Raw genomic sequence first — 21261 nt, 5'->3', positions numbered from 1 at the left:
AGCACGCGCGTCTTCACGCTGCTCGGAGGCGGCCATGAGCGTCTTCCTGTACCTGGCCATCGTCGTCATGTGGTTGTGCGTCCTCGTGCCCATGTGGCTGCGCCGCGACCGTAACACCTACGTCGACCAGGACAAGGACGCCAGCCCGTACGCGTACGAGGAGCAGGGGGCCGAGGAGGACTCCGCCGACACGCTGGCCGAGCCGCTGCCCGTGTCCTCGTCGTCCTCGTCCTCGTCCTCGTCCGAGCCGTCCGGTGACGAGGCGCCCGGTGGCGAGGTCTCCGAGCACGGCGCCGGGGAGACCTCCCCGGACACCGGGGTCGACGGGGTCGTCGGCTCCGAGGTGCCGTCCGGGACGTCCGGAACCGTGTCCGGGGGCGCGCCCGCCGGTCCAGGGCCTGTCCGGCCGTCCATGACCAGGGCGGAGGCCGAGCGCCGCCGCGCCGAGGGCCGCCGCCGGGCCAAGCACGTGGCCAAGCGCAGGCGCCTGACGCTCTGGTGCGTGCTGCTCCTGATCGCCTCCGTGGTGACGGCCGCCCTCAAGGTCATCCCCTGGTGGGGCGTGGCGCCCTCGGTGGTGCTGCTGGGCGCCTATCTCGGTGTCCTGCGAGCCACGGTCCAGATCGACGCCGAGCGGCGCAGAGCCGCCGCCCAGGCCCGCGCGGAACGTGCCAGACGCGCCCGTCGCCGCGCCGCCCTGCTGGAGACCCAGCGGCCGGTGGCCGAGATCATCGACCTGGACGCGCACCGCGACGAGATCTTCGACCAGTACGCCGAGTCGGGACGGCGCGCGGTCGGAGACTGACCGGCGCCCGGATGGCGCGAGCGCCCCCGGAAGTTTGCTAACCTAGTCCACGTCTTGGGGATGTAGCGCAGTCCGGTAGCGCACTTCGTTCGCATCGAAGGGGTCAGGGGTTCGAATCCCCTCATCTCCACCCAGGTCAGAGGCCGCTTCCGAGAGATCGGGAGTGGCCTTCTGCGTTGCCGGGTGACCAACTGAGTGACTACGGTCCCCCAGCAGGTCCGTGCCCTTCCGGGTTTCGCAAAGTCCAGTGGCGAGGTGTCTCAGCGGTGAGCGATTCCAGTCCCCTGACCGTCTGGGTCTTCCTGGGCGAGGGCGCTCAGTGGCCGTCCGGCGTGTTCCGTACGCGAGAGCGCGCAGAGTCGTGGATCAAGACCGGCGAGCTGACGGGAATGCTCACGGAGTACCCCCTCGACACGGGTGTCCACGACTGGGCGATCGAGCACGGCCACTTCCAGCCTCGCGCCGCCCATCAGCGGACCCCCTCGTTCGTCGGGCGCTTCACGACCGCCCACCAGGAGCATTTCCACTACACCGATGGGGACGCGGACTAAGGCGGCTGTATCAAAGATCTTGTGACAAGATCGCGGAATGCTGCGACTCACCGATTTCATCATCGACTGCCCGGACACGATGAAACTGGCGGCCTTTTACGCCGAGGTGACGGGCCGACCGATCAAAGAAGGCAGCCACGAGAACTGGGCCGGCATCAAGTTCGGTGAGCTCGAGCTGGCCTTCATCCGGGTGGACGACTATCGCGCTCCGCAGTGGCCCGACAGCGAGCACCCCAAGCAGTTCCACCTCGACTTCGAAGTGGACGAGATCGAGTCCGAGCAGCGCCGCGTCCTCGACCTTGGCGCGATGCTGCGACAGGACTTCATCGGCTCCGACGGCTACGGCTGGCGGATCTACACTGACCCGATCGGCCACCCCTTCTGTCTGTGCCGCAACAAGGGGGTCGTCTGGACCGACCAGGGCCCGGTCTGGCCCAAGCGCGGCTAGAAAGCTTGCTCGTCGACCGCCGATCCGCCACGACGTTGCCCTCACGCGGCCGGATGGGATCTCGCAACAAGACGAAGGTTGCCTGATGCGGCATCAGAAAGCGACGACCCGGCGAGGCGGACGCTCTCGCCGGGCATGGGTCTACGTCGGGGTGCTGAGCTAGAGATCGGGAAAGAGTTTGTCCATCGCTTCAGCCCCTTCCAGGAGCATCGGGCGGAGTTGCTTGCGGTAGACCGTCTCCGTCACTGAGGTGTTGCGGTGACCGACCAGGCGGGAGATGTTCTCCAGCGGGATGCCGGGGCCGGGGGTGACGGGGGCCGGAACCGACGATTTCCGGCACCTGCTCACAACAGCGCCCATTCGCCTTTCTCGCTGCTCAGCATGACGCCGAACTGCAGCTTCGCGGGCTTCGCGTTGGCGGGAACCTTGAACACGATGAGGCCCTTCCGGGTGTCGCCGACGGCCACGGTGATCGAGCCGCCGAAGGGCACCCCTTCCTTCACGTCGCTCATCAGCGTGGTGCGGTGCTGCTGGCCTTCGGTGTCGATCAGGTCGGCGCCCATGATCGGCGAGTCGGTGTAGACCTGCCGGCCCACGTTCTTCAGGGTCAGCTCGACGGCGACGTAGCGGGTGCCGGGGTCGGGCTGCAGGAACTGGTTCGACGACGTGGCGTTGTCGATGACGCGGTTGAGGGTGACGGCCACTTCGACGCCGGGCTGACGCCCCTTGACGGTGATGGTCTCCCCAACCTTCGCGACCTGACCCTGCTGTTCGGCGGGAGGGTCCGCGATGGTCTGCCCGGTGTCCGCAGGCTGCCCGGCCTCGGTGGGCGGCGGGGCGCTGAAAAGCTGCCCGCCGTCCGGGGCCGAACGGAGCTCGCTCCCGGTGGTCCCGCTGCCCAGCAGCACGAGGGTGCCGATGACGCCCGCCACGACCGTCAAAGACACGGCGGCCACGATCCCGACGACGGCCCCGCGGCTGGTCTTCGGCGGCGGCTGGTGGCTGTGACCGGGGTGGCCGTACGGGGGCGGATACCCGTGTGGCGGGCCCTGCACATGCCCGTAGGGCTGCTGCTGCGGGTGCTGGTAACCCGGCCGAGGTTGTGGGCCCTGCGGGGGATAGGTCACGACATCTCCAGACTCAAGGGGATGCGTGTCAGACGCATATGACACCCGTTTAGTTGACGGGCTCACCTGGCCGCTTCCGGCCACCTGAAGACGTGAGGTGGAGTATGAAAGGCGATCGACGTGAGTACCTGCGCCACAATCGGTTCGGGCCAATGTGCTTTACAGGTCCTGGCGGGCACCTCGCTGCTCGCTGACGGCATCCTCACCCGCGATCGTGGCAGCAAGATCGGTGAGGACGTCCGTTGAAGTTCCGGGGGCGGAGCCAGCGAAAAGTCAGTGGACGTCTTCGGAGGATGAGCTGCCGCCGTGGCGGGGAGGCCGGCCGACAACCGGTCAGGCGGCAGGGTGGTCGAGGATGACCACGGGGGCGTTCTCCACCTCCGGCAACTCGCTGTCCAGGGCCATGCCGGTGGCCGCCTTGATGAAGGCGAACGGCGCACCGCGTTTGCCGCGGTAGTCCTCCGGGTCGAGACCGTCGAGCATGGCGCGGAAGTCGGCCAGGATGCTCGGGTCGCCTTCCTCGACGACGTGCTCGGTGAAGAGGAAGTCGCGCGTCCGCGCCCTGATCTCGCCGCCGGCCGCATAGAGGATCGTGTATCCCCCGTTGAAGTGCCAGGTCACCATCCACACGCGTGACTCCGCACTGAGGGCGGTGAGGACGCGGTCGGACAGACCGAAACCTCCGGCGAGGTCGAGAAAACCCCAGGTTCCTTCGCCCTCGGAGACGAGGAGGACGGGGCAACCTTCTTCTCCGGACTCTTCCCGGGGACACTCCATGACGCGCTGCTCGGGGGCGCGGCCTCCGTTCACTCGTCGCAGGAGGTCGTCCGCAGTGATCTCTTCGTCGAGGGGTTGCACGACGGTCCAGGAGAGGGCGTTCTCCAGCCACTGATGCCGCTCGAAGAAATCGCGGTAGTAGTCGATCACATGATCATTGTGGCGGAGGTCGAGCCGCAGGATGAAGGCCCGACTTCAGATGGCGGGAACGAACTTTCTTGTCGTATCTCCGGTTAACGTCACCAGTCTTGTCCGGGCAGCTTGAGCCACATGTCGGCCCGGCCGTTGATCGATCGGGCGTCAGCCGGCCGGAGGCCCGCTCCGGCGAAGCAGTAGGCCTCTGCTTGGTGGTGGTAGAGATAGGTGGCGAGGATCTCCTCTGCGGGTTCTTCGGAGCAGACGCTGCCGCCGCCGGGGTGGGTGTCCCATTCCTCGATGGCGCCGTCACGGGCGATGGCCCCCTGGTTGCCGCTCTTGGGGTTGGCGAACAGCCCGTAGCAGACGGTGCCCACCGACAGGCGTTCTATGACGCCGGGGTTGGACGCGGCGTGCCCACACGGCTGAAAGACGATGCATCCGCCGGGCACGTCGGTGACACCGATGACGGACAAAGTGGCGTCTAAATCCCCCCAGGGATCCCCCATGATCTCTTCAACGTCGGCGTCATCGACTGGTACGGCCTCCAGACGCCGTACCGCCTCGGCAGCGGTGATGTCGGCGACACAGGCGAGGCTGTGGCCGTCGCCGTCGAAGCGCCCCAACGCGGCGGTCAGACGTCCGGCCTCCGCCACGGCGGCGGCCTCGGCGGCCGACAGGCTGGCCTCCCCATCGGGAAGAGTGAACAGATCGGGGGTGGGACCGGCCAGGCTGAGCCGTCCGGGGGACCAGCCGTTCATCATCGGCCGCCACGGGTCCGCTCCGGCGGCGACCATGACACGGGCGTTGTCGGGGCGGTCGTTGAAGACGGCGAGCCACAGCGCGGTGCGGCCGTCGTGCTCGGCGTCGACGTCGTCGACGCGCCGGGCCAGTTCCGCGACCACTTCCGGTGAGCCTTCCTCGGCCGCGTGATGAAGGGGCCGTCCACGAAAGTCCAGTACCGAATTCGGGTCGGCACCTGCGTCGAGCCGAGCACGGATCGCGGCGAGATCCGTCCAGGCGTTCCAGCCCAGGCCGGACCATCCGGCTCCTTCGGTGACGGCCATGGCACTCCTTTGAGAGAGACGTACTGAAGACGAGCGCCGATCATGACGTACGAGGCCGACAAATTCGCGCCGGCCGCGGGAAACGCGACTTCCCGTAGCCATGGTCGCCTCAGGTCGGGCGGCTGGGTGGAGTCGGCGAAAAGTCAGCGGACCCGCTGACACCGGAGCGCAGCCGAGAACGATGGACGTCACCGTCGCGGCACCTGACGGCACCGAACGGCATTCGTTGATGGGAGGCGACACGTCCTAACGGGGTCCGCATCGAAGAGGGCCCGGGATCAGCGAAAAGTCGGCGGCCACCGTACGAGCCCTTTCGGTGTCAGGGCGAGAACAGCCTCCAGTGCCCCTCGGACACGACGTCGACGGTGCCCTCGGTCACTCTGATGGCGGTCTCGTCGTCGATCGCATACGCCGGGCCTGGGATTCCGGCCGCCCATCTTTCCGCGTGGGCCATGGTGTTCTCCGGCAGGAGCTCGTGATCCAGGTGCGGGAAGATCGAGAAGTCGACGATGCCCAGTGTGCCGTCGCTCCCGGAAGGCGGTTCCCAGCCGACGAAGTCCTCTCCGATACGGGGGGTCATCACCATGCTTCCGGCGCTCAGTCCCACCCAGACCGTCTCGCGCAGCGACGGCAGGAGATCGGCCAGCCCCGACTGCCGCATCCAATGGCACAGGTACAGGGCGTCGCCGCCGTTCACCAGCAGGACGTCCGTCTCCCGGACCCAGGAGACCCAGCGTTCCTCGTCGATGCTGGGCAGCGCGGTGAGTTCCAGCACTCCCAAGGACTTCCAACCCAGCTCGCACATGGGGGTGGAGGACCGACCGCTGATGAAACGCCATGCCCCACCGGGGCTGCCCTGGGGGTGCCCGTAGCTAGCGGTGGGGATACAGAGGGCGTTGGAGTCGGCGATCGGTTTGCCCAGTAGGTCGACCAGCGCGCTGTGGATGCTCGGGTTCTTGACGCCGGCGGAAGTGAGAAGAAGCTTCACGCTTGCCTCCTGTACGTGGCGGTCATGACGCTCTCGTCGAGGGTCGAGGGTCGAGGGTCGAGGGTCGAGGGTCGAGGGTCGAGGGTCGAGGGTCGAGGGTCGAGGGTCGAGGGTCGAGGGTCGAGGGTCGGTGAGTAGGAAGGTTGATGCGGTGTTCACTCGTGTTGAGCCGTTCACAGAGCTCTGGATCATGGCTGACCGGGTGGCCACCGCGAGAGCCGCTTCAGGCGGGCCGCGCTCGGCTGCTCGGTGGAGGGGCCGTCCATGGAAGTCTTTTCCCGCATTCGGGTCGGCGCCCGCGTCGAGCTGGGCATGGAGGAGAGCGAGGTGCGTCCAGCCGTTCCAGCCCATGCCGGACCATCCGGCTCTGCCGGTGACGGCCATGGCACTCCTTGGGGGGATGTGCTGATACGAGTGCTGATCATGGCGTACAAGGCCGACAAATTCGGGCCGGGTGCGGGAAACGCGGCTTCTCGTAACCATGGTCATCCCGGGGCAGGTGGCTGGGCGGAGTTGTGGTCAGGTAGCGGGCGTCGGTGACGAAGACGCCGCAGGTCGGGCGGACGTTGTCCTTGTCGCAGCTCTGCAGGGGCGGCAGTGGGCGACGGCCGTTGAGAGGGAAGCGGTCGGCTCGCTCGAACGGGTGCATCCCGGCGGAGTTTCGTGGGGGAAGTTCACCCGGGTGCCGTTGGCCTCGGACTTCCTGATTGCGAGGAGTGCCCGCTCGGCGTGCTCGTCGGGCGTGGCGGCGTAGCGCATGGTCATGGTCGGTGTGGAGTGCCCCGTGTGGCGCTGCCGTGCGGCAGCGGCCGTCGGGTTCACCGGCGCTCGCCGACGGGCGGTTCGCCGGTTCCGCGGGGAAGCTCACCGCGTCCGCGCCGTAAGGGTTGAGACGTACAAGCTCATTACATGAGCCTGTACGTCATGATGCGAACAGCAACAGAGCACGATATTTCAGAACTCGTCCGTCTCCGGGCACTGCTCTTCGACGACCTCGGCGGTGACTTCTTCAACCCCGCGAACGCCGGTGACGACTGGCGCGACGCGCTCGCACGGGTCTTCGAGCAGAAGCTGACCGAACCCGACTGCCGGATCCTGGTCGTGGACGGCGACACCGGCCTGGCCGCCTGCGGCATCGGCACCATCGAACAGTGGTTCCCCGGTCCCCACTCCCGCAACGGGAGGATCGGCCACGTCATCGGCATGGTCACCGACCCGTCGTACCGGCGGCGCGGGCACGGCCGGACGATCATGCTCGGTCTGCTCGACTGGTTCCGCGACCGCGACGCCGTACGGGTCGACCTCACCGCCTCCCGTCAGGCGGAACCGCTCTACCGGCAGCTCGGCTTCTGCGATCACCCTGATCCCCTGCTGTGCCGGAAGCCGTGAAGACGTCGCGATACCGCTGGGTCGTTCTGGGTGTCGCGACCTTCACCCAGGCCGCGGCCGCGTTCTTCGTGCAGGGCATCGGCGCGATGAGTGTCCACCTGCAACGAGACCTGGGACTGAACACGACCCAGCTGGGCCTGCTGCTGTCGGCGGCTCAGCTGCTTCCCCTGGCCGGGCTGCTCGTGGCGGGACGCCTGCTGGACCGCCACGACGAACGCTGGATCGTCGGGATCGGTGCTCTGGTGGTCGCCGTCGCGCTGGCCGCCGGAAGTGCGGCCCCGGGGTATGTCTCCTTGCTCGTCGCCCTGCTGATCGTCGGTGCGGGATACAGCACCATTCAGCCGGGCGGCAGTAAATCGGTGGCGTCCTGGTTCGACGCCCGGCAGCGTGGCATGGCCATGGGCGTCCGCCAGGCGGGGCTTCCGCTCGGGGGCGTCCTCGCCGCCCTCGCGCTTCCCTCGCTGGCGACGGCCTTCGGTTGGCGGTCGACGCTCGTGGCCGGCGCGCTCGTCGCCCTGTCGGGCGCCGTCGCCTTCATGGTCTTCTACCGCCGCCCGCCGGACCGGCACCCGACGCCGGCCACGTCCCTCGTGCGGCTGGAACTGCTCCGCGAGCCGTACATGAAGAAGATCATCTTGTCCGGTACGAGCATGGTTTCGGTGCACAGCGGTGTGGGCGTCCTCACCGTGCTGTACCTGCACGAGGTGACGTCCATGACCCCCGCCTCGGCGGCCTTGGTCTACGTCGCGGTCCAGTGCGCGGGCGCGCTGGGCCGTGTCTGCCTTGCGGCCTGGAGCGACCGCCACGCATCCGGCCGCTACGCCTGCGTCCTGACATGCCTGGCCGCCGTGATCATCGGGATGACGCTGTTGACGACCCCCGTCGGCCGATCCCCCGTCGCGGCCTGCCTGCTCTTCGTCTGGCTCGGCTTCTTCGGGATCGGCTGGTACGGCCCCTGGGTCGCCTACGCCGCCGAATCGGCGCCGCCGGGCCGGACCGGGTTCGCCCTCGGCCTGGCCATGGCGGTCAACCAGGTGGCGGTCATCCTGGCACCACCCGTGCTCGGCCTGCTCACGGACCTGACCGGCGGCTTCGCGCCCGCCTGGGCGCTGCTCGCCGCACTGACCGCTGTCACCCTGACGGTGACAGCCCGGCTGTGACCCGTTCGGACGGCAGCCGCTGCACCTCTGAATTCGGCTCGGCCCCCGCGTCGAGCCGGGTCTGAATCAGACCGAGGTTCGTTCAGCCGTCCCAGCCGTCCCAGCCGACATCGGCCCGTCCGGTTTCGTCGTCGACCACGACGCTCCTTGGGGACGTACGGGATGTATGAGCGCCGATCATGGCGTACGAGGCCGACGGACTCGGACCGGTGCCGCGGTCGGTGTGCGGGGGAGTCCTTCGCCGATCATGGTCGGACCGGCCCGTGCACGGCTGGGCGAGGCCGCGGAAAGCCGGCGGATCCGCCCGGCACGTGTCGCCGGAGGAAGTCTCGCGCCGCGGCCTGTGCCCGACCGGCTTTCGGGCCGAGCCAGAAGCCCAGGTGATCGTCGTATTCCATCCAGTGCCGTTCCGCGCGGGGTATCCGCTCGGCCGCGAACCTCCCGTGGTCGAACGGCACATCACCGTCCTGTGTGCCGTGGACCACCAGTGTCGGAGCCGAGATCCGCTCCAGGGGAAGTTCTCCACGCCGGGCCTGCACCGCGTCGTTGTCCGTGCCCGCCCAGCGCTTCCGGTAGGGGAACGTCGTGTCGAACATCGCCGTGAAGAGCTCCCGCACGTGCGGCGTGTTCATGATGTACGAGACGCGCTCGGCCCGTTGCCCGTCGGTGAAGGTGCCGGTCTCGCTCAACGTCCCCGCGACGACGGTCTCGAGCGAGACCTCCGCCGTCAGCCGGGCCAGCTTCTGGCCCACCGTGTCCATGAACGCCCTTCGCAGCGGTGAGCCCGTCCCGGCAGGCCGCGGCCTGCTCACTCCGCCGATGGAGACCAGTGCCCAGACCCGGTCCGGATGGCGCGCGGCGAAGGTGTAGCCCACCGGGCTTCCCGCGGAGACCGCGAGGACTCCGACCCGGTCGATGCCCAGCTCGTCCAGCAGCGCCGCGAGCAGGTCCGCCTGCTCCTCGTCGGTCCGGCCGCTCTCCAGCGGCGTTCCGAGGTAACCGGGCCGTGAGGGGCTGAGAACGCGGAACCCGTCCTTCTGCAGCCAACCGGCGAACAGCCGTCCCTGGTCGGCTCCACCGAGCCCGGCGTGAACGGACAGCAGCACAGGGCCTTCGGTGCCGTACAGGTCGTACTCGATCGGGCCGAGCCGTGTCGTGGCGGTCCGGAGGTCGATCCGGATGTCAGGGAGGATCGCCCGGCGTGGATCGGTGTCGATGCCGCCGTCCCAGAGGGTGAGCCCGGCGACTCCCAGTGCCGGCACCCCGATCAGGACGGTGAGCATCACCCTGACGATCCTGACGATTCTTCGTTTCCCCATGGCTTCACGTCCTTCGGGTGTCCGGGTGTCCGGGTGTCCGGGTGCCCGGGTGGGGGTGGCGGTGTCGCGGTGTCCGATGCCGGGGTGTGGTGGCGGCCCGGGACGGAGCTGCGCGCCGGATCTCCGGACCAGGTGAGCCGCCGAGCTCGTTCAACGGGTCTCGGGCCGGACGAGGACGGCGATGCCGATCATCACCGCGAAGGCCGACAGAGCGGTCAGGGTACGTATCGTGTGGAAGAGCTCCCACGTCTGCAGGATCTCGGAGTGACCGGCCGGGGCGGAGCCGGCGGCGGCCCATCGCCTGATGTGGGAGTGCAGCGGGATGTTGCCGAAGACCGTCACCAGCAGCGAGGCCACCGTCAGGACGCCGGCCCCGAGCGCCAGGCGCCGTGGCAGGCCGCGACGGACGACGGCCAGTCCGAACGAGGTGAGGATCGCCAGCGCCATCGCACTCTGCATGACCGGCTCGTTGACCTCCATCATCGCGGTGTGGAAGGTCAGGCGCACGTCCAGCGGGACGGCCCCGAAGGTGGGGACCACGTTGGCCGCGCCGTACCCGAAGGCTCCGGCGAGCAGCCCGGTGGCCGACAACGCGGCCCCGTGGACGTACCTGGCTGAGGTTCTCATGGCCGTAATCGTCGCCCGCCCGCCGACGCCGGTCGTCGTACCGCGGGTGGCTTCCACCCGTACGGCACCGGGAGGAGGAGCCGTCCCCTCTACGGCACCGGGAGTAGGAGCGCAGCATGGCACCACGCGGACGAGGAAGGTTCACATGCCAGGGCACCGGCCATTTCCGGCCGCGGTGTCACGGCACCGGGCCGGAGGCCGGATTCACGCTGCTCAGAGCAGATCTGCCGCAGGCAGATCGTGTCGACGCCGGTCCGGACCGCCCCGCAGGATGGACGCATGGGCGAAGAATCGAAACCTCCACTGTTCGACGCGCGGGTGAGACGTCAGCTCTACGACGGGCGTGTTCTCGTTCTCGACGGTCCTCTCAATGACGACAACGGGACGTTGCTCGCCACGCAGTTGATGGCACTCGCCGCGCAGGACGCGTCGGCCGACATCGCACTGTGGATCCATTCCCCGGGCGGCTCGGTTCCGTCGATGCTCGCGATCCGTGACGTCATGCGGCTCATTCCCTGTGACGTGTCGACCCTCGCGCTGGGTATCGCCTACAGCGCCGGGCAGTTCCTGCTGTCGTCGGGCACCCGGGGAAAACGCCGTGCCCTGCCGCACGCACGTGTCCTGATGCACCAGGGCTCGGCCGGGATCGGTGGCACCGCGGTCGACATCGAACTGCAGGCCGACGACCTGCGGCACACCCGTGACACGGTGCTCGGCCTCATCTCCGAGGACACGGGTCAGCCCTTCGAGCGCATATTCGAGGATTCCCTGCACGATCGCTGGTACACGGCGCAGGAGGCGCTGGACTACGGCTTCATCGACGCGATCGTCCAGAGCTTCGACGAGATAGCGCCACAGGATCGCCCGCGGCTCGGATTCACCATCACCGAAGGAGCCGACCAGTGAGCACGTACACGATCCCCAACGTCATCGCCCAGAATCCCCGTGGCGAGCGGATCATGGACGTCTATTCGCAGCTTCTCACCGAGCGAATCGTCTATCTGGGGACCGCGATCGACGCGGGTGTCGCGAACGCGCTCGTCGCGCAGTTCATCTTTCTGGAGTCGGAGAACCCCGACGGCGCCATACAGTTCTACATCAACTGTGAGGGCGGGGACCCGAGTGCGATGCTCGCGATATACGACACCATGCGCTACATCCGCCCGCGGGTCGAGACGACCTGCGTCGGGCAGGCCGTCGCGGTGGGCGCCGTCCTCCTCGCCGCGGGGGCCGAGGGAAGACGGGCCGCCCTCCCGCACGCACGGGTGATCCTGCACCAACCGGCCGCCCAGGGGCGCGGAACGATCCCCGACCTCATCCTGCAGGCCGACGAGGTCGTCCGTGTCCGGGCGGACATCGAGCGCATCCTGTCACGGCACACGGGCCAGAGTGTGGAGACCCTGCGCGCCGACACCGATCACGATCGCGTGTTCACCGCGACCGCGGCCCTGCAGTACGGGCTCATCGACGAGATCATCGAGGAGCGTTCGCAGACGCGCGGGTGATCCCGGCGGGCCGCGCTACGCGGCCAGGGCGTACGCCATCGAGCAGGTGGCACCTGTCGACGTGCCGCTGCCCTGAGCGGACCGCAGGCTCTCGGCGACGGCAAGGGTGAGGTCGACCAGGGTGACGTCCAGCGCGCCGGCGACCGCGGCGATCATTTCGCTCGACGGCTCCTTGACGCCTCGTTCGATCTCGGAGAGATACTGCGGCGAGACACCGGCGCGACGCGCCGTCTCGCTCAGCTTCTCGCCCCGCTCGTGACGAAGACCCCGCAGACGCTCGCCGAGCACGTGCCGCCACAGCGGCTCGCGAGCCGGGGACGACGTGGGATCGGGCCGATCGATCGCCGGACGTAGCGGCGGGACAGAGGACGCCATACCTCTCACCATAGAGAGACGACGCGTTCGAGTCCCGCCGACTTCACGCAGAGCGGAACCGTCCCCTCTCCTCTGTCCCGCCCCCGGGACCGCGGAAGATCGTGACCTGGGATCAGAGGCCGTTCCCGAGAGATCGGGAGCGGCCTTCCGTATCGCCGGGCGACCGACCGGGTGACCACGGTCCATGCGTATGACTCCGTAGCCGGGAACGGGCATCGCCTTCGACGAGTCAGGACAGCACTCGCCGATCACGGGATCTGTGAACGTCGACGAGAACCGGCAGCACCGCCCGGACGCGCCGTGCCCTCCCCGCCAAGACGATCGAACGGGAACGACGGCCGCTCACCGGTAGCGCACGGCGTGAAGCCCTCCGGCACGCGGACCCGCCCGTCACGGTAGAAGGAAGGGATGCCCAGGGGGCAGAGAAATGATCGCGGCATCTGCGACATGAAGGGGCATACGCGAACCCCCATCACGCGGAAGGCCGGTCATGAGGACTATCAGTGGATGACAACCATCACATCCGGTTCGAGAAGGTCTACCTCGACACCTACGAACAGATCTTGGGCTATGCGATCCGCCGCTGCGACTGCGCTCAGGACGCGGCCGACGTGGTGGCCGAGACGTTCGAGATCGCGTGGCGCCGCATAGAGGACCTGCCCGCCGGTGGCGAGGCGCGGCTGTGGCTGTACGGCGTGGCGCGCAACGTCCTGGCCGGCCACCGCAGGGGACGCCTGCGGCACCGCAGCCGCCACACGACACTGGACGAGGATGTCGTCGCCTTCTACGCCCGTACCGCCCCGTCCGATGAGCGCCTGGAGTTCACCCAGGTGGCCGACGTGTTCCGCGGGCTGTCCGACGACGATCGCGAGCTGTTGTCGCTGGTCGCCTGGGAAGGCCTGGACGCCGCCGAGATCGCCCGTGTCCTGGGCTGCTCCCGCAACGCCGTACGCATCCGGCTCCACCGCGCCCGCAAGCGCTTCGCACACCGGCTGGCCGCGGCGGACCTCACGTTCACGCCGATGACCAGAACCGCGCAGATCCCGGCAGGAAGGCCGCTATGAACGTCACCGATGAAGCGATCAGCCGTCTGGCCCGGGTCCGCGACGACGAACTGACCGGGCAGGCGTCCGCCGCGGGGGCGCGAACGCTGCTCGCCGCCATCACCGCCTCACGGCCGCACACCGCGGTGCCGCCCTCACCGGCCGGCGGGCGACCCCGGAGAACGCGGTTGACGATCGCGGCGGTCGTCGTCGGCATGCTCGTCGCCGGCGTCGTCGTCGGCCCCAGCCTGCTGCGCGACCGGAGCGCCGTCAGCTATGCCAACTCCGCCGTCGCGATCGTGCGCGACGGCCCGCAGTACGTCGCACGGATCATCGACCCCTTCGCCGATCACGCCAGGTACACCGAGGCGTTCCGCGCGGTCGGCCTGGACATCGACCTGCGTCCGGTGCCGGTCTCCCCAGGAGCCGTGGGACAGATCCTGGGCATGATTGTCGGCGGCGACCAGGCTCCCGATCGGATTCCCGATCCGCAGACCGAGTCGGATCCCTCCGGCCTTCGGTTCGGCGGCGTCGCCATGTCGGCGGAGACCGCTCCGAAGGGGTGCCGGCCGGGCCGCGACAGCGGCTGCGTCATGGTGATGCGCATTCCCGCCGGTTTCGCCGGCCGCGTGAACGTTCGGCTCGGCCGCCAGGCCCGGCCCGGCGAACGGTACGCCAACATCGACCAGGCCATGGCCCCCGGTGAGATGTTCGCCGGGGTCTCCCTGCGGCACGGCCGGTCCGTGCGGGACATGGTGGCCGAGGCTCGCCGGCGGGACCTGCGTGTGATGTTCAGCCGTATCCGTGTCGACGCGCGGACCGGCGGTATGTCGTCCTTCGATCCGGTTCCCGCCGGCCGTGTCGAAGGCGACTGGGTCGTATGGCACGCCTGGCAGGTACAGGCCGGCGTGATCCGCTTCCTGGTCACGCCCGGGCGATCGGCCGAGAACCCGTTCTACAACGGAAGCGCACCGCCGCCGGCCTCCTGACCGTCAGGCGGCCCGGCTCCTGCTCCCGCACGAGCGGGCCGGGGCCGGGCCGCCGGGGGTGTCGGTACGTCGATGGGCGATCAGCGCCGGTTCCCGCGGCGAGTGGCATTCCGGTGATCTCACCGCGACCACCGCGTCGGATCCTCCGTCCCGGCAACGTGCCGCGTACCGGTCGTCAGCGGGTGCCGCCGCGGTCGTCCCTCTCCGCGAGGCGCCGGGTCTGGCCGTCGTGCACGTCGCTCACCCACTCCCAGCCGGGCCTGGCCGACGGGCCGATCCGCGGGTCGTCGGGAGCACGGCCCTCACGCAGGGCGAGCACGTACGCCCGGTCCTGCTCGATCCGTGCGCGTACCTGATCGGCTCCGCCGACCGACCCGTGACCGGGGACGACGGCGTCGACGCGGTCCGCCACGCCCTCCAGCAGCCGCAGCGCGGCGAGGTAGTCCTCGATCGGGTCGGCGGTGCCGTCCAGGTCGAGCATCGGGACCAGGACGTCGGAGAGCATGTCGCCGGCGACGAGAACCCCGCGTTCTTCGATGAACAGCGCCGCGTGGCCCGGTGCGTGCGCCTGATGCTCGATGATCCGGGCCTCGGGGCCGTCCCATGGGATCCGCGCCGTCTCGCCCGGCAGGGCGGTGATCAGGCCGTACAGGTCGAGCGGGACCTTCTCGGCGATGCCCGTCTCGAGCAGGTGCTCGGTGATGTCGGCCTTGATGTTCGGGTCGGACAGCTGGTCCCGGACGGCGGCCGCGCAGCGGGCCGTGCCGTATCGGGGGGCCGTGCCGAGCCGGGCGTGCCAGAGGAGGTGATCCCAGTCCGGATGCGTCGAGAAGCCCGCCACGACGGTCCGGCCCGAATCGGACAGGTCGTCGGCGAGGCAGGCCATCTCGTGGTCCTGCACCCCCGCGTCGATGAGCAACGAGCCTGCCCGGCCGTGCACGACGACGGCATTGCTCTGGCAGAACTCGCTCTCGTGGACCAGCACACCCTCCGCGACCTGCTTCAGCACGGGTGGCTCCCTCCGCTCGTGATGTGCAACCGCCTGCCGAGACCGTAGTGCTTAGTGGTGGCATTTTGCAAGCACTATGGGGGTGAGGCGTACGAGCCGGGACCGGGGTGCCCGGCCGACGCCACGCACGGAGCGGTCACGTCGCGGGGAGGCCGAGGGCGTTGGCCGCGTCGACCTCGAAGTACTCCGTCGTGGCGAAGGCACCGGCGTGATCCTCGAAGAAGCTCCTGACGCCGTCGATCGAGTCGTGGACGATGACGTTCACCGCCTTGGTCCCGTCGGTGCTCGCCACCCCCACCGTCCACCTGGCCCCCGCGGGAAGCCGGCCGTACGCCTTCTTCAGGGAATCCCAGAAACCGTCGTCGTCGGAGATCGTGGAAACGGCCATGACGTGCACTCTGGCACTCTCCTCGTCGGCTCTCGGGTTCACTCGGCAGTTGACGTGCAGGTACTGTGCGGCACCGTTCTCGAAGTCGTAGATCGCGACCGTCCGGGGGTCCTCGAGCGGATCGTCCGAAGGCATCAGGAAGTGGGTCTCGCTGATCGGGAGCAGCTCGTGGTCGAGCTGCTGCAGCTTGCCGAGGAGTTCCGCCTCCATGGGGTCCAGGGTGAACTTGAGGCGGAGTGCTCCGTGCTCGGCCACCACGTCGTAACGGGTGCCGGGGCGCTCGTAGCAGCCTTCGTACCTGGACGGATCGAGGACCAGGGCCGGGTCGGGCTCCGGCAGGCCGGGGATGGTGACCGCGCCGAGGTCGGCCAGGATCTCGTTGAACACCTTCCGGTAGAAGCCGTCCCGCGGTCCGGCGTTCACCAGCATCGAGACGGCGATGTTCGATTCCGGCAGGATCCGCAGGCGGGCGCTCTGGCCGATCGTGCTGCCGTCGTGGGCGTAGACGGTCCGGCCGTGCCAGTCGCACACGATGAGGCCGAGTGCCCACTCCGGCCCGAACGTGTACGGGTCGGGTACGGGGACCCGCGACTCCGTCATCTCGCGGATGATGCCGGGCGAGACGATCTCCGTCCCGTTCGGCGCCTTTCCCTCGTCGAGGAACACGTGCGCCATCGTGAGCAGTTCCCTGGCCGTCGTGGTGACGTTCCCTCCGGGACCGAAGGAGCGCGGCAGGTGGTCCAGCGGTGAGCGGACGGGGCCTTCTTCGAGGGATCGGACCAGGTGTCCGGTCGCGGCCCGGTTCCGGTCGACGTGCTCGTGCCGGGTGTTCGTCGAGGTCAGCCCCAGGGGGTCGAACAGGCGATTTTTCATGATGTCGTCCCACCGCCCGCCGTCGATCACCTCCATGATGCGGGCGAGGATCGCGTATCCCAGGGCCGGGCTGTAGCCGTGAGTGCGGCCCAGGGGGTGGACCTGGCTCGCGCCGGCGATGTTCTCCACCATGCGCTCGTACACGTCGTCACCCTCGCCCGGGTCCCCGTAGCTCTCCTCGATGCCGCCGGTGTGGTCGAGGAGGTGGCGGGGGGTGACCCTGGCGCCGACGTCGGGGTCGGCGACCCGGAAACCGGGGAGGTAGGTCCGCACCGGCTCGTCCAGGGCGACCTTCCCCTCGTCGACGAGCCGCATGAAGGCCAGGGCGGTCCATGTCTTGGACACGGAGCCGCACTGGTAGATCGTGCGGGTCGTGGCGGGCTCCCGTGTGGAGACGTTCCCGACGCCGACCGCGAAGTCGGTGATCTCCCCGTCGACGAGGACACCGATCGCGGCACTCGGGATCCGGTACTCCGCGAGCAGTTCGGAGACGCGGGCGCGTATCCGGGCCACGTCCAACGCTTGTGCCATAAAGGGGTCCTCGTCTTGAGCGAATCTTTCTGGACGATAAAAGGCTACGTTGCATTTCAACCTTGGTCAACGTAGAACATCCATTCATGCGCCTTAATGCTGGTTATTCGTGTTAATCGTTGCGATGATATTGTCGATGAATGCAATTCACGTCGATCCTCCGTTGCAATGTACTGTTGGTGAACGCACCCGTGGACCCGAGCCGACAGGAGGGTGGGCCGATGCCCGGAGGCAGGCTGACCCACGACGATCGCCGGCAGATCGCGATCTGGCTGGCCGAAGGGCTGGGGTACGCGGAGATCGCCAGGCGGCTGGGCAGGCCCACGTCCACGATCAGCCGCGAGGTGGCGCGCAACAGCGCGCCCGGCGGGTACCTGGCCGACCACGCGCAGCGGTCCACCGGGCTGCGCGCCCGCCGCCGCAGACCGGTTCAGGCCACGGAGCCACCGGCCGACGGGCGACCGGCCGAGTCCGTGCGCGGTTTCATGGAGCAGTTCGCGACGCTGCTGGCCGGGACCGGCCTCCCCCGGATGCCCGCCCGCGTGTTCGTCTGCCTGCTCACCTCCGACTCCGGGAGTCTGACGTCCGCCGAGCTCGTACGCCGGTTACGGGTCAGCCCGGCGTCGGTGTCCAAGGCCGTCGGCCACCTCGAGGCGATCGAGCTGGTCAGGCGCACACGGGATTCCGGCCGCCGCGAGCGGTACGTCGTCGACGACGACGTCTGGCTCCGGGCGTTCGAGGCCGACACCGGGGCGCACACCGAGATCGCGGCCGCCGCGCGGCACGGGAGCGAGCTCTTCGGCTCCGGCACGTCCATCGGCACCCGGCTGGACCGGATGGCCCGGTTCTTCGCCTGGATCAGCGAGCAGATGAACGACAGCGGCCTCACCGACGCCGTCGTGCGCGACGCGCTGACCGTGCTGGCCGCGCTGGTCCACGCCGCCCGGCCGCTCACCGTGGACGACCTCGCCGCGGCACTGGACTGGCCCGTCCCGCGGACGGCCGAAGCCCTGGACGCGATCGGCCGTCGTCCGATCCTCGCCGACCCGCTCACCGTGGAGCGGACCGGGCGCGGCGCGTACGCCGTCATCCCGAGACCCGACCGCCTGAGCCCCGCGCAACGCGACGCCCTGAGCGCCGCTCCGGGCTCGGCCCGAGGGGCCCGGAAATGACGAAGCCGGACGGACGTCGCGACCGCGATCCCTCCGGCCGCGCACGGGTGACCAGCATCTTCAAGTTGACACTTTATAAAGCGAATGCTTAAGTACCTGCATGGGAACCACTGTCGAGGACGAACGGCTCGATGCCCTGTTCACGGCGCTCAGCGACCGCACCAGGCGGGACATCGTGCTCCGGCTGAGCGCGGGCGAGGCGACGGTCAAGGAGCTGGCCGAGCCGTACGCCATGAGCATGCAGGCCGTCTCCCAGCACATCCGGGTGCTGGAGCGGTCCGGCCTGATCAGTCAGGGACGGCACCGCCAGACCCGGCCGTGCCGCCTCGAACCCGGGGCGCTCGAGGCCGCGCTCTCCTGGATCGAGGAGAGCCGGCGCGTGTGGTCGGACCGGATGGACCGGCTGGAGGCGCACCTCGCCCGCCTGCAGGAACGTGACGACCGGTGAGCGACGACGAACTCGTCCACCGGCGGGTCTTCGACGCGCCGCGCGAGCTGGTGTGGCGGTGCCTCACCGAGCCCGCCGAGCTCGCGCGGTTCTGGGGGCCGGCCGGCATGAGCACGCCGATCGACGGCATCGTGGTCGAACTCCGTCCCGGTGGCCGGTTCGAGACCCTGATGGTCGGCGAGCACGGCGACCACCGGATGGTCGCCACCTTCACCGAGGTCGTCCCGCCCGGACGGCTCGCCTGGGTCGAGCCTGCGACCGGGATGCACACCACCGGCACGCTCGACGACCTCGGCGACGGCAGGACCGCGGTCGTCATCCATCAGCGGCACGTGCCCGAGGCGATGCGCACGCCCCGGGCCCGTGACGGCTTCCTCACCTCCCTCGACAAGCTCGGGGACCACCTCGCCCACCTCGTACAGGGAGATCGGTCATGACCGACCCGCAGTCCTGGGTGGCGCCGACCTGTACGGGGCTCGCCGACCTCCTCGCCGTCGCGGACGCCGGCACCTGGGACGCCCCGACGCTGTGCGAGAAGTGGCTCGTCCGTCACGTGGTCGCGCACGTGACGATGCCGGTGCGGCTCACCCCCGAGCGGTTCGGGGCCGAGATGGCGGCGGCCGGTGGCGACTTCACCGTGCTCTCCGACACCGTGGCCGCACGGGACGCCTCGCTGCCCGCCGCCGACCTGCTCGGCCGGCTCCGGTCGCCGGGGCTGCACGCGTGGCAGCCCCCGGGCGGCGGCGCGGCCGGTGCGCTGAGCCACGCCGTCATCCACTCCCTGGACGTGACGATCGCGCTCGACCGGCCCGCGGTCGCACCGGCCGAGGCCGTGACCGCCGTCCTCGACCGGCTCGCCGCCGCCGACGGCACCTGGTTCGGGACCGACCTGACCGGGGTACGGCTCGAGGCCACCGACACCGGCTGGAGCCGGGGAACCGGCCGGCTCGTGCGCGCCGACAGCGGCTCCCTGGTCGCGCTCCTGTCCGGCCGGACGCTGCCCGACGGCCGGGCGCTGCCCCGCGCCTGAGGCTCCCGGCCGATCCGGCGACGCCGGGAGCTCGGATCAATTCCCCTGGAGGACGGACATGGGGCAGCGGTCGTAGCCGTACTCGCTGATCTCTCCTCCGAGCGCGGGCCGGTGGACCGAGCCCATGCGGAGCTCCCGCATGGAGTCGGTGACGGCGCGGAAGTACCGGACGAAAGGGAACGGGGGTGGTCTGTCACGGTGGCGGCCTCCCTCGTGGTGCCGTGCCGGCAGGGGCGGACGGTGCCGCCGCCGGTGTCCGGCGGGACCGTCACGGTCGTGGTGACCCATGCCCCCGGGCGCCGGTGGGCTCGGACGAGCCCGTCCCGCCGCCGGTGGGGGCGTGTCGGCGTCGGGGACCGGTGCGGGATCACGACGACGTGTATCAAGGAGTGTTACTGCGGGACGTTCAAGTGTCAATCGTCGATGCCGGCGGCGACGGCCGGCGCGGACGACGCGGCAGGGCGAGGCCGATCCGCGTCGCGGCGAACGCCCGCGGCCATGTCCGCGACCGTGTGCGCCCGGATCCCGGGGCAGGGCCCGTTCGCGACGCGTGCCGACACGGCGCGGACGTGATCCTGCGCGGGCCGGAGCAGTCCGTCGTAGACCTGCGCGAACAGGTCGCGGGCACGACCTCGCGGCCAGCCGGGCGGCATGAGGACGTCGGGGAGCATCGGGTCGAGCACCGGGAAACGCCGGTAGACGTCCATCACCTCCGTGCGGGCCCGTACCGCCGCGGCGCCGGTCACCGCGCCGGCGGCCACCCGGGGCGCCAGCGGGCCCCACCGGTCGATGAAAGTTTCATACTCCTTCGCGATGGCCGCCAGGTCCCAGGCCTGCACCGGATCGCGGTCGACCTCCGCCTCCAGTTCCAGGTGCCGTGCGCGGAACATCGTCACCGAGCCGAGCGCCACGGCCGCCAGCTCCGCACGCCCGTCCGGCGAGGGGGGATCGGGGGAGATCCACACACCGTCGTACAGCGGGGCGTAGCCGTTCCAGCGCAGGTGCTCCCGCAGCGCTCGCCGCCGCGTGCTCTCCTGCTCGGGCATGGAGAAGACGACGACCGTCCACGAACCGTCCCAGGGGCCGGGGTCCACGCCGATGGCGGCGATCGCGGTGCCGCCGTTGGACAGATCGGCCGCGGCGCCCTCGGTCAGGCGGTACGAGCTGTACCGCCCCTGCCGGCTGCCCTCCAGGACCCCCTGGCGGACCAGCCTGCTGATGGACGTGCGCGCGGCGCCGGCGGTCACGCCGAACTCGCCCAGCAGGGCCACGATCGCCCCCGAGGGCAACCAGGCCCGGGTACGCACGGTGTAGTCGGCGATCAGGGTCACCGCCAGGCCCTGGGCCGAGCTGCCCGGCCGTCTCCGCCCTGGTGGCGGCCCGGCTGCGGCCTCGGGGAAGATCTCCTCGATATCGAACGGGCGTACCACGGTGCGCTCCCCGGCACGGACGGTCCACGACCGTACCGACTGTACCGGCCGGGGAGTCACCGGACCCCGGTCGGC

The 21261-nt window shown here is 69.6% G+C and carries 23 protein-coding genes and 1 tRNA gene; 14 read left to right on the top strand and 10 right to left on the bottom strand.

The genetic code is table 11. The annotated features are described in order from the left end of the window. The first annotated feature begins 34 nt into the window (after window positions 1-34). The 4 genes from ACIBCT_RS28560 to ACIBCT_RS28545 all read left to right on the top strand — a co-directional run bounded on the left by ACIBCT_RS28560 (window position 35) and on the right by ACIBCT_RS28545 (window position 1804). A complete protein-coding gene (locus ACIBCT_RS28560) occupies window positions 35-805 on the top strand; it encodes a hypothetical protein (protein WP_399193717.1) in 771 nt (256 codons plus the stop codon). Window positions 806-861: 56 nt separating this feature from the next. Continuing rightward, window positions 862-935: transfer RNA gene (locus ACIBCT_RS28555), tRNA-Ala, on the top strand. A 136-nt stretch (window positions 936-1071) separates the two neighbouring features. Next, complete coding sequence (locus tag ACIBCT_RS28550; protein ID WP_399193715.1) at window positions 1072-1356, top strand: hypothetical protein; 285 nt, start codon at window positions 1072-1074, stop codon at window positions 1354-1356. A gap of 37 nt (window positions 1357-1393) precedes the next feature. After that, window positions 1394-1804, top strand: coding sequence for a VOC family protein (locus ACIBCT_RS28545; RefSeq protein ID WP_399193713.1), 411 nt, complete (start codon window positions 1394-1396; stop codon window positions 1802-1804). 344 nt (window positions 1805-2148) lie between these two features. Here the strand turns inward: ACIBCT_RS28545 and ACIBCT_RS28540 are convergent, their stop codons facing one another. From ACIBCT_RS28540 to ACIBCT_RS28525, 4 genes are all read right to left on the bottom strand, one after another. Continuing rightward, window positions 2149-2751 carry a DUF4352 domain-containing protein gene (locus ACIBCT_RS28540; protein WP_399193711.1) on the bottom strand — a complete coding sequence of 201 codons (603 nt, stop codon included), beginning with the start codon at window positions 2749-2751 and terminating at the stop codon, window positions 2149-2151. Between the two features lie 513 nt (window positions 2752-3264). After that, window positions 3265-3858 (bottom strand): hypothetical protein, encoded by a 594-nt coding sequence (locus tag ACIBCT_RS28535; protein WP_399193709.1) that lies wholly within the window; start codon window positions 3856-3858, stop codon window positions 3265-3267. Between the two features lie 89 nt (window positions 3859-3947). Continuing rightward, the gene (locus ACIBCT_RS28530) at window positions 3948-4910 is read right to left on the bottom strand and encodes an ankyrin repeat domain-containing protein (protein ID WP_399193706.1); all 963 of its coding nucleotides are present in this window, start codon (window positions 4908-4910) and stop codon (window positions 3948-3950) included. Between the two features lie 319 nt (window positions 4911-5229). Continuing rightward, entirely contained in the window at window positions 5230-5898 is a 669-nt protein-coding gene (locus ACIBCT_RS28525; protein ID WP_399193704.1) for a Type 1 glutamine amidotransferase-like domain-containing protein, read from the bottom strand. 909 nt (window positions 5899-6807) lie between these two features. On the opposite strand from ACIBCT_RS28525, the gene ACIBCT_RS28520 reads away from it, so the two are divergent. Both ACIBCT_RS28520 and ACIBCT_RS28515 read left to right on the top strand, forming a co-directional pair. Further along, window positions 6808-7287 (top strand): GNAT family N-acetyltransferase, encoded by a 480-nt coding sequence (locus ACIBCT_RS28520; RefSeq protein ID WP_399193702.1) that lies wholly within the window; start codon window positions 6808-6810, stop codon window positions 7285-7287. Further along, window positions 7284-8447 (top strand): MFS transporter, encoded by a 1164-nt coding sequence (locus ACIBCT_RS28515; RefSeq protein ID WP_399193700.1) that lies wholly within the window; start codon window positions 7284-7286, stop codon window positions 8445-8447. The genes ACIBCT_RS28520 and ACIBCT_RS28515 overlap by 4 nt, the downstream gene beginning before the upstream one ends. Window positions 8448-8692: 245 nt before the next feature. Here ACIBCT_RS28515 and ACIBCT_RS28510 read toward each other — a convergent pair whose 3' ends face one another. Both ACIBCT_RS28510 and ACIBCT_RS28505 read right to left on the bottom strand, forming a co-directional pair. After that, a complete protein-coding gene (locus ACIBCT_RS28510; protein ID WP_399193698.1) occupies window positions 8693-9766 on the bottom strand; it encodes an alpha/beta fold hydrolase in 1074 nt (357 codons plus the stop codon). Between the two features lie 150 nt (window positions 9767-9916). Beyond that, window positions 9917-10393, bottom strand: a complete 477-nt coding sequence (locus ACIBCT_RS28505) for a DUF1772 domain-containing protein (RefSeq protein ID WP_399193696.1) — start codon at window positions 10391-10393, stop codon at window positions 9917-9919. A 279-nt stretch (window positions 10394-10672) separates the two neighbouring features. Here ACIBCT_RS28505 and ACIBCT_RS28500 point away from each other — a divergent pair, with 279 nt between their 5' ends. Together ACIBCT_RS28500 and ACIBCT_RS28495 are read left to right on the top strand one after the other, a co-directional pair. After that, on the top strand, window positions 10673-11299 hold the full coding sequence (locus tag ACIBCT_RS28500) for a ClpP family protease (protein WP_399193694.1): 627 nt from the start codon (window positions 10673-10675) through the stop codon (window positions 11297-11299). Further along, window positions 11296-11898: a ClpP family protease gene (locus ACIBCT_RS28495; protein ID WP_399193692.1), complete on the top strand. Its 603-nt coding sequence runs from the start codon at window positions 11296-11298 to the stop codon at window positions 11896-11898. Before ACIBCT_RS28500 ends, ACIBCT_RS28495 begins: the two co-directional genes overlap by 4 nt. A gap of 15 nt (window positions 11899-11913) precedes the next feature. Here ACIBCT_RS28495 and ACIBCT_RS28490 read toward each other — a convergent pair whose 3' ends face one another. Continuing rightward, entirely contained in the window at window positions 11914-12273 is a 360-nt protein-coding gene (locus ACIBCT_RS28490) for a helix-turn-helix domain-containing protein (protein WP_399193690.1), read from the bottom strand. Window positions 12274-12776: 503 nt separating this feature from the next. Between ACIBCT_RS28490 and ACIBCT_RS28485 the strand changes: the two genes are divergently transcribed. After that, window positions 12777-13337, top strand: a complete 561-nt coding sequence (locus ACIBCT_RS28485; RefSeq protein WP_399193688.1) for an RNA polymerase sigma factor — start codon at window positions 12777-12779, stop codon at window positions 13335-13337. Further along, window positions 13334-14305, top strand: a complete 972-nt coding sequence (locus ACIBCT_RS28480; protein WP_399193686.1) for a hypothetical protein — start codon at window positions 13334-13336, stop codon at window positions 14303-14305. Before ACIBCT_RS28485 ends, ACIBCT_RS28480 begins: the two co-directional genes overlap by 4 nt. Window positions 14306-14480: 175 nt before the next feature. Here ACIBCT_RS28480 and ACIBCT_RS28475 read toward each other — a convergent pair whose 3' ends face one another. Both ACIBCT_RS28475 and ACIBCT_RS28470 read right to left on the bottom strand, forming a co-directional pair. Further along, window positions 14481-15314, bottom strand: a complete 834-nt coding sequence (locus ACIBCT_RS28475; protein WP_399193684.1) for an MBL fold metallo-hydrolase — start codon at window positions 15312-15314, stop codon at window positions 14481-14483. A 136-nt stretch (window positions 15315-15450) separates the two neighbouring features. After that, a complete protein-coding gene (locus ACIBCT_RS28470) occupies window positions 15451-17106 on the bottom strand; it encodes a serine hydrolase domain-containing protein (protein WP_399193682.1) in 1656 nt (551 codons plus the stop codon). 221 nt (window positions 17107-17327) lie between these two features. On the opposite strand from ACIBCT_RS28470, the gene ACIBCT_RS28465 reads away from it, so the two are divergent. From ACIBCT_RS28465 to ACIBCT_RS28450, 4 genes are all read left to right on the top strand, one after another. After that, window positions 17328-18278, top strand: coding sequence for a helix-turn-helix domain-containing protein (locus ACIBCT_RS28465; RefSeq protein ID WP_399193680.1), 951 nt, complete (start codon window positions 17328-17330; stop codon window positions 18276-18278). Between the two features lie 100 nt (window positions 18279-18378). After that, the gene (locus ACIBCT_RS28460) at window positions 18379-18726 is read left to right on the top strand and encodes an ArsR/SmtB family transcription factor (protein ID WP_399193678.1); all 348 of its coding nucleotides are present in this window, start codon (window positions 18379-18381) and stop codon (window positions 18724-18726) included. Beyond that, window positions 18723-19163 (top strand): SRPBCC domain-containing protein, encoded by a 441-nt coding sequence (locus ACIBCT_RS28455; protein ID WP_399193675.1) that lies wholly within the window; start codon window positions 18723-18725, stop codon window positions 19161-19163. The genes ACIBCT_RS28460 and ACIBCT_RS28455 overlap by 4 nt, the downstream gene beginning before the upstream one ends. Next, window positions 19160-19756, top strand: coding sequence for a maleylpyruvate isomerase family mycothiol-dependent enzyme (locus ACIBCT_RS28450; RefSeq protein ID WP_399193673.1), 597 nt, complete (start codon window positions 19160-19162; stop codon window positions 19754-19756). The genes ACIBCT_RS28455 and ACIBCT_RS28450 overlap by 4 nt, the downstream gene beginning before the upstream one ends. A gap of 413 nt (window positions 19757-20169) precedes the next feature. Here the strand turns inward: ACIBCT_RS28450 and ACIBCT_RS28445 are convergent, their stop codons facing one another. After that, complete coding sequence (locus tag ACIBCT_RS28445; RefSeq protein ID WP_399193671.1) at window positions 20170-21186, bottom strand: PaaX family transcriptional regulator C-terminal domain-containing protein; 1017 nt, start codon at window positions 21184-21186, stop codon at window positions 20170-20172. Window positions 21187-21261 lie beyond the last annotated feature (75 nt).

Origin of the sequence: Streptosporangium sp. NPDC050855 (assembly GCF_044456585.1) — a bacterium.
In the GTDB taxonomy this organism is placed as follows: Bacteria; Actinomycetota; Actinomycetes; order Streptosporangiales; family Streptosporangiaceae; genus Streptosporangium; species Streptosporangium longisporum.
Note: the sequence above shows the minus strand (reverse complement) of the source record. Positions and strands in the feature narration are given on the sequence as shown.

What these genes read in the sequence shown, in the direction of transcription:
- ACIBCT_RS28500 (WP_399193694.1), top strand. Translation starts at nt 10,673, where the DNA reads ATGGGCGAAGAATCGAAACCTCCACTGTTCGACGCGCGGGTGAGACGT.
- ACIBCT_RS28490 (WP_399193690.1), bottom strand. Translation starts at nt 12,273, where the DNA reads ATGGCGTCCTCTGTCCCGCCGCTACGTCCGGCGATCGATCGGCCCGAT.
- ACIBCT_RS28505 (WP_399193696.1), bottom strand. Translation starts at nt 10,393, where the DNA reads ATGAGAACCTCAGCCAGGTACGTCCACGGGGCCGCGTTGTCGGCCACC.
- ACIBCT_RS28470 (WP_399193682.1), bottom strand. Translation starts at nt 17,106, where the DNA reads ATGGCACAAGCGTTGGACGTGGCCCGGATACGCGCCCGCGTCTCCGAA.
- ACIBCT_RS28480 (WP_399193686.1), top strand. Translation starts at nt 13,334, where the DNA reads ATGAACGTCACCGATGAAGCGATCAGCCGTCTGGCCCGGGTCCGCGAC.
- ACIBCT_RS28450 (WP_399193673.1), top strand. Translation starts at nt 19,160, where the DNA reads ATGACCGACCCGCAGTCCTGGGTGGCGCCGACCTGTACGGGGCTCGCC.
- ACIBCT_RS28465 (WP_399193680.1), top strand. Translation starts at nt 17,328, where the DNA reads ATGCCCGGAGGCAGGCTGACCCACGACGATCGCCGGCAGATCGCGATC.
- ACIBCT_RS28510 (WP_399193698.1), bottom strand. Translation starts at nt 9,766, where the DNA reads ATGGGGAAACGAAGAATCGTCAGGATCGTCAGGGTGATGCTCACCGTC.
- ACIBCT_RS28560 (WP_399193717.1), top strand. Translation starts at nt 35, where the DNA reads ATGAGCGTCTTCCTGTACCTGGCCATCGTCGTCATGTGGTTGTGCGTC.
- ACIBCT_RS28530 (WP_399193706.1), bottom strand. Translation starts at nt 4,910, where the DNA reads ATGGCCGTCACCGAAGGAGCCGGATGGTCCGGCCTGGGCTGGAACGCC.
- ACIBCT_RS28460 (WP_399193678.1), top strand. Translation starts at nt 18,379, where the DNA reads ATGGGAACCACTGTCGAGGACGAACGGCTCGATGCCCTGTTCACGGCG.
- ACIBCT_RS28520 (WP_399193702.1), top strand. Translation starts at nt 6,808, where the DNA reads ATGAGCCTGTACGTCATGATGCGAACAGCAACAGAGCACGATATTTCA.
- ACIBCT_RS28545 (WP_399193713.1), top strand. Translation starts at nt 1,394, where the DNA reads ATGCTGCGACTCACCGATTTCATCATCGACTGCCCGGACACGATGAAA.